This is a genomic window from Aulosira sp. FACHB-615, from assembly GCF_014698045.1.
Lineage (GTDB): Bacteria > Cyanobacteriota > Cyanobacteriia > Cyanobacteriales > Nostocaceae > Nostoc_B.
In genome coordinates this window covers 1-15,816 of record NZ_JACJSE010000035.1, presented here as the reverse complement: position 1 = coordinate 15,816, position 15,816 = coordinate 1, and the positions used below count along the sequence as shown (strand labels likewise).

General features: G+C 38.6%; 10 protein-coding genes and 1 CRISPR repeat array. Of the genes, 1 reads left to right on the top strand and 9 read right to left on the bottom strand.

What is annotated here, in order from left to right; all coding sequences use genetic code 11:
* Window positions 1–57: 57 nt before the first annotated feature.
* The 9 genes from cas3 to H6G77_RS30345 form a co-directional block, all read right to left on the bottom strand.
* Window positions 58–2,097: a CRISPR-associated helicase Cas3' gene (gene cas3, locus H6G77_RS30385; protein WP_190873548.1), complete on the bottom strand. Its 2,040-nt coding sequence runs from the start codon at window positions 2,095–2,097 to the stop codon at window positions 58–60.
* A 2-nt stretch (window positions 2,098–2,099) separates the two neighbouring features.
* Window positions 2,100–2,708, bottom strand: a complete 609-nt coding sequence (locus tag H6G77_RS30380) for a DEAD/DEAH box helicase (protein WP_190873547.1) — start codon at window positions 2,706–2,708, stop codon at window positions 2,100–2,102.
* A 147-nt stretch (window positions 2,709–2,855) separates the two neighbouring features.
* A complete protein-coding gene (locus tag H6G77_RS30375; protein ID WP_190873546.1) occupies window positions 2,856–5,351 on the bottom strand; it encodes a TIGR03986 family CRISPR-associated RAMP protein in 2,496 nt (831 codons plus the stop codon).
* Entirely contained in the window at window positions 5,341–5,949 is a 609-nt protein-coding gene (csx19, locus tag H6G77_RS30370; RefSeq protein WP_190676421.1) for a CRISPR-associated protein Csx19, read from the bottom strand. Before csx19 ends, H6G77_RS30375 begins: the two co-directional genes overlap by 11 nt.
* The gene (locus H6G77_RS30365; RefSeq protein ID WP_190873545.1) at window positions 5,946–7,490 is read right to left on the bottom strand and encodes an RAMP superfamily CRISPR-associated protein; all 1,545 of its coding nucleotides are present in this window, start codon (window positions 7,488–7,490) and stop codon (window positions 5,946–5,948) included. Before H6G77_RS30365 ends, csx19 begins: the two co-directional genes overlap by 4 nt.
* Complete coding sequence (locus H6G77_RS30360; RefSeq protein WP_190676426.1) at window positions 7,483–9,120, bottom strand: RAMP superfamily CRISPR-associated protein; 1,638 nt, start codon at window positions 9,118–9,120, stop codon at window positions 7,483–7,485. Before H6G77_RS30360 ends, H6G77_RS30365 begins: the two co-directional genes overlap by 8 nt.
* A complete protein-coding gene (locus H6G77_RS30355; protein ID WP_190676428.1) occupies window positions 9,117–9,809 on the bottom strand; it encodes an RAMP superfamily CRISPR-associated protein in 693 nt (230 codons plus the stop codon). Before H6G77_RS30355 ends, H6G77_RS30360 begins: the two co-directional genes overlap by 4 nt.
* Complete coding sequence (locus H6G77_RS30350) at window positions 9,772–11,454, bottom strand: Cas10/Cmr2 second palm domain-containing protein (RefSeq protein ID WP_190676430.1); 1,683 nt, start codon at window positions 11,452–11,454, stop codon at window positions 9,772–9,774. The genes H6G77_RS30355 and H6G77_RS30350 overlap by 38 nt, the downstream gene beginning before the upstream one ends.
* Entirely contained in the window at window positions 11,451–12,923 is a 1,473-nt protein-coding gene (locus tag H6G77_RS30345; RefSeq protein ID WP_190873544.1) for a Card1-like endonuclease domain-containing protein, read from the bottom strand. Before H6G77_RS30345 ends, H6G77_RS30350 begins: the two co-directional genes overlap by 4 nt.
* A 116-nt stretch (window positions 12,924–13,039) precedes the next feature.
* On the opposite strand from H6G77_RS30345, the gene H6G77_RS30340 reads away from it, so the two are divergent.
* Window positions 13,040–14,452: a TIGR03985 family CRISPR-associated protein gene (locus tag H6G77_RS30340; protein ID WP_190873543.1), complete on the top strand. Its 1,413-nt coding sequence runs from the start codon at window positions 13,040–13,042 to the stop codon at window positions 14,450–14,452.
* Window positions 14,453–14,454: 2 nt separating this feature from the next.
* Window positions 14,455–15,740: a CRISPR direct-repeat array (repeat unit 37 nt; unit sequence GTTTCAGTCCCCTTGCGGGGTAATTGGGTTTGGAAAC).
* Window positions 15,741–15,816: the final 76 nt, after the last annotated feature.

Sequence of the window (15,816 nt, the reverse complement as noted above, 5' to 3'; positions counted from 1 at the left end):
TGAACTGAATATGATTCTATACCCCGTTGGAAGAGGGGTATTCCAATCGCTTCAAAGCTATGTATTATGTAGTTGTACTGAATGCTGATCGCATAGTCTTAAAGCTCTGACCACCAGTAGATAAAGTTGCAAATACTCAATTTGGTCAGTAGTAAATCGATTCAAATCGAATTTTTGTTTGATTTGGTAAACATTTTTGCTGAGAGTGGCTGGTGGCAAGGATAAAGTAGGGGGTAGATACCGCAGCATTGTTTTCCAACTTTGAGCGATCGCTTGTTGTGCTTGCGGGTGTAGCTGTATGGTTTTAATCCGAGTTAAGTCTGATTGTTCCCATCCCCCAGCCCAAGCAGAGTGATGGCGGCCTGCTGCTAGTATGACTGTGTGCCGTATGTATTGCATCTGTTCTTTGTTGGCAGAGAAATCATTCTGTAATAAAGGCACTAAGCATTGATTCAAAATATCTTGAGCCAAGTATGCACTTTCGACAGCATGATTGGGACGCTGATGTTTTTTCTCGTAGGCTTTGAGAGCAGCTTTTTGCTCCTGGCATTCGGGATTATAGTCAGTGTGTGCCAGTAAGTGTGCTTTGGGGTTTTTGGCTTGGAATGAAGAGTGAGCGATCGCTTGCCATCCCCGCATTACTTCCTGCCATTTGATTTGAAGTTTACCTAAGTCGTGGGTGAAAATAGCTAACAACACCAGCAGTTCAAACAATGCTTCTGCTTGTTGCTGTTGTATTTGGGGAAAGATTTTACTTTTAATTAATTGTCCACCTGCTTTTAAAAGTTCATCTCGGACACTGCCATAAACCGTATCCACAGGTTCACCATTTTTCAGACGAGTAGTTTTAAAGGAGTTGCACCAACAAGTCCACATACAGCCCAAGTGACCAATATATGTATCCATGTGATAGCGGTACTCATTTTTGATGAAGCGTTGTGGTTTTGGCGGTGATGCAAAACCATTACCAAACTCATTAATACCAATTAGTAAACCAATGTGTTCGTCATAGTAGAGATAGCGGGGATTAACCAAAATCTGAATACTGCTAACCAATACCCCACGGGAGGTAATAGGAGTACAAACAGGTTGGCTATAAGTTTCAGATTTTTTCTTTGGAAGTTCAATTCGCTTAAAAATCCAGTCTCCTCCAAAACCTGCATTTTGAAATTCTCTCCAGGCTTTGCAAAGAGTAGAGATTGGTACTGAAAAAGCCAGTAGCTTTCGGGGATCGATGGTTTCTTCTTCAATGTCAATCATTGGCGTTTGTTCCCAGACAAACAAGCTGCGATTGTCTACAGAACGAATTAACTCGCTGGCAGCAGATTGATCACCTCGAAAATATGCAGTTTCAAAATGCTGTTCAAACTGCATTTGGTTATTTTGTCGGCGCTGCTGTTGTAATAAATCTTCTGCGGTGTGAACCTGATTAATCCAAGCTTCTTCAGTCCGAAATCCAACATTTTCGTGGGCTTGTGCTGACTGGGTGTGTGCTTCTAATACTTGCCATGTCAGTTCGCACGTTTCTTTAGGATAAGGTAGATAACTTTGCTTTTTGGGTTCGGATTCATCTTCTTCTAAATCTGCGATCGCTATGGCAGTCGAAGCTGGATTAACTTCAACTGTAGGATAAATAAAAACTTCTCCTTGCTCACCCCGGAATCGAGCGCAACGTCCTGCCCGTTGTAGAAGTGAGTTCATTGGGCAAAGTTGAGTGTGCATGACTTGGCAGGTAATGTTGATTCCCGCTTCAATTACTTGCGTAGAAATCAAAACGTAGCAATTGCCATCATCTTTCCAATCTTGAGCAAATATAGTTTTGAGTTCGGTTTCTTTCTGGGCGCGGTGTTCTGGTAAAAATCTAGAATGCAGCAGTGTAACTTGTAATGTCTCGTAGTTTAGTTCTTCTAAATCTCTGAATAATCCCTGAGCTTGAGAGACTGTGTTACAGATGACTATCACTCGTTTACGCCCGTAAGCTTGAATATCGTCTATGATGACTGAGGCGTTAAGCGGATGAGGTAGAGCTTGGAAGGTACGGCAGCGATGACCTTCTATCGCCTGTAAGTCTGCGTCTTCAATTTGAATAATTTCCATGACTAGTCAATCAAGTCTTTGATTTGGGTTGCAAGTTCATTTGTGAGTGTGGCGGTCATCAGTAAAAATGGTGCGATACCTTTGACCTGTTGCAAAACTTTAAGAACAGTAGCGAAAGAACGGTCTGGGTCAAGCAGGTGTAATTCATCAAATACTAAGTAGGAAGCGAAAATTGCTCCTGAGTTCACATTAGCAGAACCACGACCAACTGAGTAGGGAATATTTAGGAAGCTACTTAACATCTGGTCAATGGTACAAAAAACGATATCACCTTCAAAATGCGGGTCTTCTGGGTTCTCTCCTGTTTGCAGAGTTATTACAGGGGAACGAGATGATGGATAAGCTTTTTCCCAGTTGTCAACTAAATTTTCAGCACGTTGGCGCAGACTGTTGGCTAGGGTTCGCAGGGGGACAACGTAAATCAGTTTATTGGGGAAATCAAGGTTGAGATGTTTAGCCAAAAGAAAAGGTGCGATCGCTGTTTCCGTTTTTCCTGAACCTGTGGGTGCGCGAAGGAGTATGTCTTTACGGTTGAGGATTTTAGCGATCGCTTCTCGTTGAAAGTTGCGTGGGGGGAAGGTGGTTAGGGTTTGAAAATATTCATCAATCATGAATTAGTCTGAGCAAGAAATTTCATCCCTAAACATACCGCATGGTTGGAAGAGGGTTTTTCCGAAAGGTTATGGCGGGAGGATGAAGGTTCAGACGAAAAAATTATTATGCACATAACAAAGATGATTCACTAATAATGAAACTAATCAATCCAATAATTTGATATTTTTAATTTGTCCATTATCTTTTAAAGCAGTAATTTGGACTTTAACCATTTGTCCTTCCTGTAAATACTTAGCTTTTTTGTGTTCATCTGTAGTTCGCTTAATATCAACTAACATTTTATAAGTGACTTTAATCCCAATGATTTTGATAACCTCCGCATCTAAAGTTTGACCAATTTGAAATTCTTGAGATGGTTTAGACTTTATAATTTCATTTTGGCAGTATGGCTTTAAATTATCTAAATTTAGGGTTTGATGTCTTCGATTGTCTGACATATCCATTACTTGAAATGGAGTTGGCAGTATCAGACGGCATTTATACTCATTAACTGTTTTATCATCTTCCTTAACAGGCTGACAGATGTAGTCATTTGTTGTTATGTCTCGTTCTATTTCCATGTATCGTGTTCTACTTACAGGTGGAAAAATATCCCATCTCAGCATAGTTAGTAACATTTTGATACGTGGTACATCCTTTAGCTTCAATTTTTCATAATCTTGTTTGTCTGGATAATCTTGGGGAAAGTCAGCTTCACTAATGTGCGTAGTTACATATTCCTCAAACTTCTGAATAAATTCTTTATGCTCATCATAAGTAGCAGGGCGATCGCCACTTAACCAGTTATTATCATCAAATAGCTGTGTGTATCGCTGCTTAGGTTCATTACGATATCGTTCATTAAGGGAAAGTTCATATTTTTCAATCATTACTGCACCCATACCTAATGGCTTTCCCATACCAAGGGAAAGCCGATATTTTTCTTTGCTATCAAGGCCAAGTAATTTGACTTTCTCTACATCTTCGACTGATAGGGTTAACACCCATAAAAGCGCACCCAGTTCTACATCACTGAGATTCTCAAAATAAATGGTGAACTCAAAAGAAACTCCTGATTGAATTGGCTTAATTTCCGTGTACTGGGATTGTTTATCTTTAATTTCAGCTTCAGTTGCTTTGGTTTTAATTCTGTCTATGCCTACATTTCCCTTATGCCAATATAGTTTATGTCCCCGAATTACTGTGTCTTGATTGGGTTGACTAGCATAGTGCTTCAGGCTTTTCTTTTCGTGGCTTTTTTGGACTAAGTAGTGCTGAAATGTTGTTGGTTTAGGAGTAGCCAGAATTTGTGGTGTAATGGTGTCATCAGTCAGCCAGATACCATTTTCTTCACTTTTATATTGAGCATCACTGAAAAATATACGTCCAGCACGAGATTTTTCCTGTTTTTCTTTTTTATTTTTATCAGAACCTTGTTCTTTGTTCTCGTTTTTACGCCTAACAAAGCCAAAAATGGCATCAGCTAAGTCAATTTTGTCAGATTCACCTACTTCTTCAGGGATAAAATCAACTGCTGATGCGGCTTTACCATCATTTTTAGGAGAATAAGGAATACGAAAGTTAGGACTTTGACCAAATAACCTAACTACCTGTTTGGACTTGATTTCACAGTATGAGAACATTTCACTGTAAAAAATAGGTCTGCCAGCTTCCAAAACTCCCATATTTTTATCAAATGGTTGCTGCTTTTGAAAATCTGTAAGTGCGTCACGGTAATGCTTGATAGCAGCATCATCAATTTTTAAAAGTTGAGTTCCGGTTTTGTCTTCAGCTAGCACAATGCCGTGATTTTGCCGAGGAGATTTACTGCTGTCACCCTCTTGCTTCATATTTCCGCTAGTTACAAGCCATCCTCTATATTGATAAGTGTTTGGATTGGCACTAATATTCTTGGCAAAAGTGCGTCCATTCTTTGAATAGGTAGTTTCAAAGCTTACCTCTTGATATTGTGGTAGATAACCTGCTTGATTTAAAGTAATAAATCTAGGAGTGAACTGATTAGCAATTGTTCGGATATCTTGTTCACCAGCTGCTCTTTTTGCTCTTCTATCCTCTTTAACCCAGACAAATGATGTATTATTATTTCCCGCAACTGTTTGGGAAACTGGACGAATAAACCAACCTTCTTGAGTTTCGACTAGATAACCAGCTTTTACACTTTTCAGCAAATCTTTATATAGTTCGTCCAAAGGATCTTGCTTATCAGCAGCAACTGCACGGAAGAAAAATTTTGAAGCATCTGAGACTCTTTCAATCTTGCCAAAGCTAACAATTTCAACTAGAGTTCTCACCATTCCACGCAAACTGCTACCAGGCAAAACGGGATACTGTTTTGAAGGATACTGAAAGAATTCAGCCTTTTTTTTGCGTTGTTCTGGTGTTAGTTCTTCGTTCGGTTTATCTCCAAAATCTACAAAATCAGCAGGTGTTAAGCCACAACGAATATATAAAGGTGATTCAGTTTTTAAGGTACATACAATTTTGCCAGTGTGACGGTCAGAATAGTAGCGGTTGTTATCGCGTAATTTACCATTACATTCAAGTTTTGCTTCAACTACTTTTTCTGGTATCTCTACAAAGTTATAAGGAGCAACTGCTTTACGGTCATCAGGCACTTTTTCTAGATGTTTAGGATTCATAAATTTTTTCTTTTGTGAGAGATACAAGACGACTGAGAAAAATCCGAGCTACTCCATCTTGGTCATAATAAAAATAGTGATGTACTTCTAGTCGAAGTGGACGATACTGTTTCTGTTTATCCTGGCTAAAAGTAATCCCTGTGATGGGAGCAGCATATTTAAGCCCCTGAGAACCATCTGAAAGTATGGTAAAGTTACCGTTTGCTTTTCCTTGAGTACCCCAGAGAATTTGTGATTCTGGTATTAAACCTATTTTTTCTTGTTCAAGTAATTCTGATACTTGGCTTTGTAAAATTAGCCGCGATCGCCATTTTCCATTACTATTCCATAGTAAGACCTCACCAGCTTCTCCAAATATCCGGCATTGTTGTAATGTTGACAGACGTAATGTAGGAAAATCATACTCAGTAAAAGCTTGCTTAGAAGTTTCTAAAATGCCGCTTTCTACTTCAAAATGTCCCCAGACAACTCCATCCTCTGCATGAGCTAACACGTACCGTAACTGATAATCTTTAGTAATTGCTTGTTGCTTTAACCAATCCTCTAGTGATAGTTCAATTGTTTCTGTTGAAACTTCCTGACACAAATCTTGATTCATGGTGCTTGCTCCAAAAACTTTTTAACAAACTCTTCCATTTCATCTTTATCTTGTTTGCTGATTAGTAGTTTCCGATTCTCCTCAGAGATTACCCACTTGTGTTGTTGCCAAACTATAGTTGCTTCAACTCCCTGCAAACGTCCTCTCCCAATACTGCTAGTACCACCTATTGGTAAATCACCCGTCCATAAATCTTTAAGTAGCAGCAGAAGTAACCCAATTTCATATCCCTTTGGTTGACGTAGTTCCAGTTCTAGTTTTATATGCGCTGTGTTACTACTTGTATTGCTACTTTTTTTTAATTTACCTTTAACTTTATTAATTTTTTGACTATCCTCTTTTTTAGAGATACTAAAAACAGGTTGTTCCTGAAACAATGCTCCGTTATATGCTCCGCCTGTAAAACGGTCAATAGCAATTCGGCTTTGTACAATGTCAACTGTATTTTCTATCAAGCTTTCATGAATAACTAAACGACTAGCCTTTGCTTGTTTACTTTCTTCTTTAACAAAGCCAAATAGGTCATACACAATTTGTAAATTCTTATCTAAAGTATTCACTATTCTCTCGGCTCTATGCCACAGCACTCCTGCTAAACTTGTACCAGAAACAACTGGCTCAGGTTTGTCTTTTCTATAGGAGTGCAAATGTACCACATCGGGAGAACATTTGTTTTGAATTAAATCTTGACCAGAGCGAATGAGTAAGGGGCTGGCTAGTTGGAATTTGGCAGTGATGAAGAGGCGATCGCGCTTATCTGGCTTATCTACCTTTAGCTTCTGGAGGTGTGTATTACTCAATAGCTTGTCGCTTGGTAATTTAGTAGCATAAGGTTTACCCCAAGGTCTTTCAAATGTTAACCAAGCAATGCGATCACTATGTTTAGTTAAATCAAATTCCCAAACTTGCCACTCATCTACATGACAGCGACCAAAACCCCGTCGCTTTTTCATTCCAATAGCAATTTCACCATTCTTTAAACCTTCTAAAGCTAAAACAAATGCTTGTTTTAATTCATTCTCATCTTTATCTTTTTCAATTAACAACTCAAAGTTCAAAGGAAACTTAGTTCCTGCTGGCAAGAGTTCCAAGTCGTATTTTGCCTTGTGAGACGCAGTACCAGTTGCACCATCTATTTTGACTCCATCTCGTATTTCAACATTGTGAATAGTGCTACCTATTGCATCATGAATAATTAAAAGACTTTGACTATCTTTTTCTCTTAATGCAATTTTTTCTGCTTCATTTTTATTACTTTCATCCTTGTAAGCAAATAAATTACCAAACAATTTTGCAGCTATATTATCACGGCTTTCACTTTTCGTGTAATTACACTGATATTCATGTAAATAATTGCGTAAAGCACCAGCAATTGATGACCCTGTTAGTAAAGGGTTATGACTAATACTGTCAAGTAACAGCATCATATCTGTAGCACCTTCAGCATCACCATTTCCCAAACAAGTTGGCTTATCCAGAACCAAAACACCGCGTACAATGATGCGCTTAATAATATGTCGTCTTTCGCGTGTTCTATTCATCTTGTTTATCCTTTATCGCTTGTTTGGCAACCGCAATAATTAGCCGTAGGGTGTATTCTAGCTTCAGTTTTTCAACTAAATCTAATGGAACTGATTCACCTGCAACATTGACTTCTAAATAGCTTGAATTTATCCAACTATTGGGGTTATTTAACCATTCGTAAATTTGGATTTTGAAAGATTTATAATTAATTTTTGTGTCTTCAAATTGACTATTGGCATTTTTGGGTAAATTTCCCAGTAATTGAATAACTGGATTTTTGCTTCCCTGATTTAAAGATTGTCTACATACAATCATTAACCGGGAAAGTTGGCTATTGCTGAGTTTGTTGGGTTTGAGTTTATAATTATCAACCTTCTCTAAAAGTTGCCTATCTAGCTTTTGTTCCAATAATCTCTTCGCCATCTTTTGCGCTAGTTGACTGTCTTCTGAATTTGGGACTAGCTGTGGTTGCTCCCTGTTAGTTTCTCTTTTTGGTAAACAAGCATTAAATATTGCTTCTTCCTCTAGCCAATTGATAGCAATTCTTCCAAAACCATCAACCCGCCTTTCACCAATACCTTGATTTTCTACTAAACAAATTTTTTCTGAATCTAGTTCTCTATCTTCTTTATTATACTTAAATACAAAAACACTACCTGCTGCTAAAGCTGGGACTTGCGGTAAAGGTAATCCCCATTTACGGTTAAATCCCCCAACAATAAGACTACTGGTATAACTAGATTGTGGTTCTAACTTTATATCTAGTAATTCTTCTAATATCTGAGTTAATGACTCAACTTTTTGATTAATTTCATCTCCTGTTGAGTTTGGTGGCGTGGCAACATAATGACCCCATTTATCCCGTAAAATTAGATCGCTGAGAAGAGTAATACGGATTAGTTCTCTGTCGTTACGGTCTTCAGGCTCAATTCCCACTTCGTCCCAATAATCATGCTCTTCATCCTCTTCTATAGGAATAATCTGAGTATGTCCATATCCCGCACTTTGAGAACCGCCTAACCAAATTTCTTGTGGTTCTAGTAACAGCTTAATTTTTTCTATATCGTCAGGATCATCACAGAGAATTACAGCCTGGAAATATTGTTCGGAATCTAAAGCCTCATAGCGAAATATTGCACCATTATCTTCATCACCTCTGCCTTTTTTGCGATTTCGCATATTATGAATGTTAATGCGTCGCTTTTCTTTGTAAAGCACTATATCTTTATCATCTACAGTGCAAAAACTCTCATCTAGTGATTTGTATGAAATATCTTCTTCCGGTGTTTCGTAACTGAAATCATAAACAGTTATCTCGTCTAAATTGGAAATGTCATCACCCTTTTTCTTTAACCAAGAGCGCGGTACAGGTAGAGTGCGCTTTTGTTTTTGTTGATCGTACAAATAAGCATTTAAATATCGGGTATTACCATTAAAGAATAAACGCTTTATATCTGGATATTTTGATTCATCTAAAATATCATCTGTACTTTTTAAATTGTGACGTTGGAGATATCGACCAATCAACACTCCCCGAATCATGCTACCTGGAATATAAGGAAAAGATACATCACTGTTCGGGTCTCCCTGAAGCGAAGTTGCTAACAATGGTTGTGTAGTGTGCAGTAAAAAAGTAATTGCTTTCATCCCCTGGTTTCCTGCTCAAAATAACGAAAATGCTCTTGAGTAATTTCTTCACCAATTGAGTCATGTAGTATACAATGAACATGACCCCGACCCCGGTTACGTCCGCTACCAACTCTTTGCAGTGCTAATGTGCTGACTGCTAAGAGTGCTACCATATCTGCTGTTGGTTTTTTTTCAAATAACAATGGTGCGGTGAAGCATAAATCTCGCAAGATAACCCGACTAGAGCGTAAGCTATGTTCCACGGGTGCGCCATCTTCAGGGTCAATAGCAGTTTGACGGCGAATAGTGGTAAGAGAAGCAAGAACGTCTACTTCTGTGAGTCTTCTTTCCTGACCTCTGCGTTCTCTTTCCTGTTCTTGGTCAAGTTGAAGTTTTACAGCCTTTCGCAAGTCTTGGGGTAAACAAGCATCGCCAACGTGCATCTTGGAGATAGTTTCCAGGGTGCTACCAGGTATGCCAAATAAATGTTCGGCGGCTTGTTCCCAACGGGAAAGGGGTGGTTCAGAAAGCACACCAATCAAATTGTCGCATTCTTCACTCAACAAGCCTTTTAAAGTACGTCCACGTAAGTAGGGAAATCCGTTAGCATCATGCTCTACTTCTTGGTCGATTAAACCTGCTACTCCATCACCACGCCCAAAAGTTGTATCACTCAAAAGTAGCATTTTCAGGTAATAAATCTCCATCGGTTTTCTCCTTTAAAGGAATGTGAAATTCCATTGCTTCAATGGCATCAAAATAACCGCAGACTCTCGTATTTGTTCTGGGGTCTTCAGTCCAACCAGATTGATACAAGTCGTCATATTTTGATTTGCTAAATCGGGTTAAATATTTCTCATTCAAACCGTAAACCTGTAAAAACTGCTTTGTTTTATCTGAACCTTGCCGTAACTGTTCTCGCAAAGCTATCACTTTATTACGGCGACCTATCCAGTCAGGGTGCGTGTTGAATTGATTCACTACCTCAGAAAAATCATCCCAATTGCGCCAATCACTATCAGATTGCAAGTACAAAGGTCGCATGGTGAGATTTCCTTCCGTAACTTGATATTCTCGTTGACGGATATCGCTGATTGAACCTAACAAACCGCTAGGAGCAATGTGCCAATCAAGTGCAGAAAAATCTGATATTCCCAGTCGTTCTTTTTCAGAACGCACAAAGTTTTTAGCATTTCTGCACAGCGATTCACTTAATTGATATGCTCTAGCAAATGGATAATGTGTTTTGACAATTGCTATTCCTGCACAAGCTGTTAAATTTTTTCCATCTGCTACTTTTTGATCTGCAAATTCCTTCAGGTAAAGTGCTGCTAACGATAGTCCCAAGCGTCCATCACATACAAATGTAACGTCATCACCACCGTAAACTATTGGACGAAAAGGCAGATACTTTTCCCCATCTCTTTCTGTAATTGCAAACTGCTCCTGTAATTTACCATCTGCTAATTGGATAACTCTCTCAGCAACTTTTTTTAAAGCATTAACACCTGCCTGATTCACAGTTTTAGATAGTTCACGCATGGCAGTAATATACTCACGGTCTGTTTTACATTTCCTACCATGTTCTTTAAAGCGATCGCCCATCCCGTTACCATCAGCGTGAACTATAGCCATGTAACTACTTTTACCCTCAGTGCGGCCTAAATCATCAACATCATAAGGGACTATATAATTGCCTAGCGGCAAATTTTTAAATATAGTATCTTTTAGTTCTTGATTGGCTGGAGCTTTATTTTTAGGGTCAACGGCTCGGAGCTTTTCAACGATTTCTCTGGAGACTGGATAGCTAGTGGGTACACTGTAGCGATCGCTAGTATCTACAGCAGATAATCCAGTAGAAAGACAGTTAGCTGTAACTCCCAAACCTAGCAAAGGGACAGAAGGATTGTATTCGCGTTTTTTTCGCTCTAATTCTTTCATCAAACTATCAACAATTCCTGATAATTTGTTTCCCCACTCAAAGGGTTCACTGTGGGCTACTACAATTTTTAAGCCTGATGCTTCTTGCAATACTCTTTTGCTCAATCTTTTAGTAAATTTAATAGCACTTTCTTTATCTTTTCTGTCTTTGAAAAGAATAACTACATTACCACCTCCGGTATAGACTAATTCAGCATCAAGATTATCGTGTTCAATACATTTTTCTTCTTGTTTCGGTTCAGGAATATAAACATTTTCTCCAAATATTTGGCGTAAAGCGTACTTAACCCAACCATTGGTTGCTTGTTCTACTAAATACGATGCACCTATATTTTCTCGTAAACGATTACTTCCAAAAATATATGGTTGTATTCCTGTTGTATCAATTACAGTTGCTATGTATTTATTCATGGTGCGTAATAACGATTATTGTCGTCAATCCAATTTTTTATATATTTTTGAATATCATCAAGATGTTCACATCCAAAAACAATGATCTTTGGATCTTCTTTTTTTACTTCAGTATCAACTTTAAGTTCTGCTTCTAGTTCTTTGGGTTTGTCGTAACAACATACTAAAGCTACTCGCGCCTGTTCTCCACCTAATTGCTGCGCTCTTATATAAGCTTCAAATAGTTTGGATTTACATAAAGATTTACTAGCATCAGTAGTACAAGATAATGCAAATAACTGATAGCCCTTCATAAAGGCAACATCGAATTCAAATTTATCTTTTCCCTCTTCTCGTTTTTTCTTATCTCTGACTTTAAATGATAATCCTGTATCATGTATCAACCCAGGATTTGCTTGCGAAACCTCTTGAATTTTTTGCAACACGTAATGCTCTAACCAATTCCCTTGGAGCCATTCACAAAGATGCTTTAATTTCTCAAAACCAGCTTTATCTGCTGCTTTTTTAAGTGCTAACTCAGTTAGTGAAGAGTCTAAATATTTTCGGAGTAAATCACCAATTTTTTCTATATACTGTGCATGGTCTATATCCCAAAGAGCATTGCAATAATTACATATTTCTCTAATTTTTTGAAAGTTATTTTCTTTAAAATTTTCTAAGATATTCTTTCCTTCTTCCTGAATTTGTAGTTTATCTAATTCTTCAATTAACTTATAGCTGGCGATGTCAGGATTTAAAGGAATTATTAAATCCTTTTCAATTTTACTAAGTTCTGAATTAACCTCCTTCTTCCATTCCCATTCAGATAGTTTATTAGACTTTTTTTTCAATATCTTTGTCCCAGGTTTTAGCACATTATCACACCACCAGTGCCACGCAATTACTACTTTTTTATCAGTATGCAGTTTTGCAAATTCCATTGCTAACTCAGGTAGTAATGGGTTAGTTATTGGTGTTGTTTCCCAGCGTAGATCATGCAAAGCAAAGATTTCTTTTAAAGAGAGTTTTATATCTACTGCTTCAGCTTTAGGAGAATCATTGTCCCTATCGATGAACATTTGTAAAGTTCGAGCATCTAGATAACTAAATACAGGATTCTGAACTCCTGAAGCCTCGAATAAAGCCCGATAACCGTGAACGGACATTGCCTTTGTCCCACCTGTATAATTCAAACCAAAAGTATGCTTTGGATGGTTTGTTAAAATATTTTTTACTTCCGTTTGGATTTTACTTTTAATAACACATGAGTTGGCCTCATGTCTGACCAATGAGATTGGTTTGACATTTATACCCTTTAAACTTCTTTCCAAACAAGCTGCTTTACTAGTTGTATCTGTGCTGTGTACCAAGTAAACAGTACCACCCTCCTTCAACAACAGCTTTGCTGCAACATAGTTGGGTAGAGGATTCTCACCAATCAGCAAAAACAAGTGGTCTACTTTGTACGGTTTAAACTCGGATGTAGTCATGTGGTAGATGTGTTTAGTTTTTTTAAATTGGCATAACCCATATTACACAGTATCGGAAGTACCCCCGTCCAATACCTGCTACTTTAGTAAAAACACTTGAGATACTTTAACTGATCATGAGTATAACTTTTACTAAACTTCCACACCCCCATCTACTACAACAGCTTGCCAATGGCTCTATAGAGCAAAATCATAATCTCTCTCGCGCTATACGGCTATGGGCATTATTACGCTGGCTATATAGTGATAAAGCATACGCTACTCTTGCTGACAACTTTACTTATAACGACTGGCGACAAGCTTTCTTTACTAAAACTCACAAGGATGAAAAACTAGCAGACATTCTCAACCATCAAGATCCGGACTGCGCTTGTATTAAAACGAGTAAACAATGGTTTTTAGAATGGGGAGTATCCATAGAAGAATGGCAGAATTTGTTACAAAAATATATAAATATATCAATTTCTGACATTGACGAGCTTTTGAATGAACCTTTGTTTGCTCAAGTCCGTAAATCCCTTCAAAGTGATTTAGATTTATTAGTTGCTCGAAAATGCTTACAACTGTTAAATAACACATCTGGTAGAAGCAAGCATTATTGTCGAGCAGGTCAACTGCCAAATTTCATCACGTTAGAAAGTATTGATAGTAAATTAACGCTAGAGAAACAAGCATATTTAGCGGGAGCATTAGGTATGTTTAGTTTTCTAGATCCTGCATATCCTTTATTAGCTGAGGAATTCTCAGAAGAAGTTGATGAAGATAATTATCGCGTTTTTTTATACGTTGACTATGTTGTACCGGAATCAAGTGATGTGCAAGACGCAGTTGATGAGATTCAAAGCGAATTGCAGGAAATTTGGAATACAGAAAACATTCAACCTCTTCTGCTAACATATCACAGTGCCCATCAAAATCAAATTAAAGAATGTGTTGTTTATCCAGTTTGTATTTACTTTATGGAACGTGCTAAATACTTATGTACTTATGGCAATACTCCAAAAGGCGATATTAACTGGTATAAATATCGCTTAGATAGAATTATTTCTAAACGCCTTGAGTTTCTAGATTGGGAAGACATTCGTGTCCCGCAATTATTGAGAGAGAAGTATCAAGATAACAATCTGCCAACTCCTAAAATAGTGAACGCTCAGTTAAAAGAAGCATGGGGATGTGATTTTTATAAGGACAAAGCCTCAATGGTATTGCGATTTGAGCAAGATTTTCATCAACGCTATATTGATGGAATTAGTGTACATGATACATTTACGCGAATTAGCTATGAAGAAACTCTTAAGTTAACTCAACAATACACCCTAAATCTTGAACATCGAAAAGCTATTTTAGATATTATTCGATCTCGTCCTAGCACAGATGCTTATTACCAAGTTGATTACCGAATGGAAGACTACTATGTTGTTAGATGGTTACGCGCTTTAGGGTCAAAAGTAGAAGTTATACTGCCTTGGGAGATGAGAACAGAAATGGCTTTAGAAATTCTAAATACTTGGAATTTATATAAAACCTAATTCTAAGGGAGATATTGCGGGGTAATTAGGTTTGGAAACGGTTGGTAAAACTCGGATAAAAGTGGGGATCACTGGTTTCAGTCCCCTTGCGGGGTAATAGTCTTTGGAAACAGGCGTTAAAGTCGAGTTCACAGTTGAAAATGAATCAATGTTTCAGTCCCCTTGCGGGGTAATTGGGTTTGGAAACGCAAACCGCCATATTGAACCTGACGGTACATCAGTACTGTTTCAGTCCCCTTGCGGGGTAATTGGGTTTGGAAACTTTGAGAACCGCTATAAGTTGACACATCCGATCAACAGTTTCAGTCCCCTTGCGGGGTAATTGGGTTTGGAAACAAGGTTGTCATCACCCCACGCAGAGATTTAGCTTGTTTCAGTCCCCTTGCGGGGTAATTGGGTTTGGAAACTAAATGAGCCTTTTTTGAATGAGCGTAACTTTTACAAGTTTCAGTCCCCTTGCGGGGTAATTGGGTTTGGAAACGGGTAATCCTTGGATGGATGCAACTGACGAAGCTGTTTCAGTCCCCTTGCGGGGTAATTGGGTTTGGAAACGTTGAAAGGAGGTGTATGGTGTCGCTCATACCCTTATGTTTCAGTCCCCTTGCGGGGTAATTGGGTTTGGAAACTTGCCCAGCACTTAGCATCTCAGCCGGATGTGATTGGTTTCAGTCCCCTTGCGGGGTAATTGGGTTTGGAAACATATAGCAATGCTTTCAGTCTTGCGTCTGGGGTTGCGGTTTCAGTCCCCTTGCGGGGTAATTGGGTTTGGAAACTGAGTCGGCTGGATTGCTCTTACAGACTCCTGAATTACTGTTTCAGTCCCCTTGCGGGGTAATTGGGTTTGGAAACAAAAGTTGTTACAAATGCTACAGCAGTTTTAGAGGTGTTTCAGTCCCCTTGCGGGGTAATTGGGTTTGGAAACTCACTTCTCAACAAGAAGCCCAAGAACAAGCAGATGTTTCAGTCCCCTTGCGGGGTAATTGGGTTTGGAAACAAGCTAAGTCTGTAACTCCTTTAATCGGGTAGTCAAGTTTCAGTCCCCTTGCGGGGTAATTGGGTTTGGAAACTTAATTAGCGGGAGAGACAAGTGAAAAGTCCATTGAGAGTTTCAGTCCCCTTGCGGGGTAATTGGGTTTGGAAACGGCAGTCCGCGAAACAGAAGATGAGGATGACCTTGGCGTTTCAGTCCCCTTGCGGGGTAATTGGGTTTGGAAACGCCCACAGCTTATCGTTGCCATAAATCACATACGGGTTTCAGTCCCCTTGCGGGGTAATTGGGTTTGGAAACTGCTCGAAGCTGAAACTGTTACAGAGCAAGCTTCCTGGGAAGCGATTTGACGAACCTCAAAAAAGAGTCGATTTCA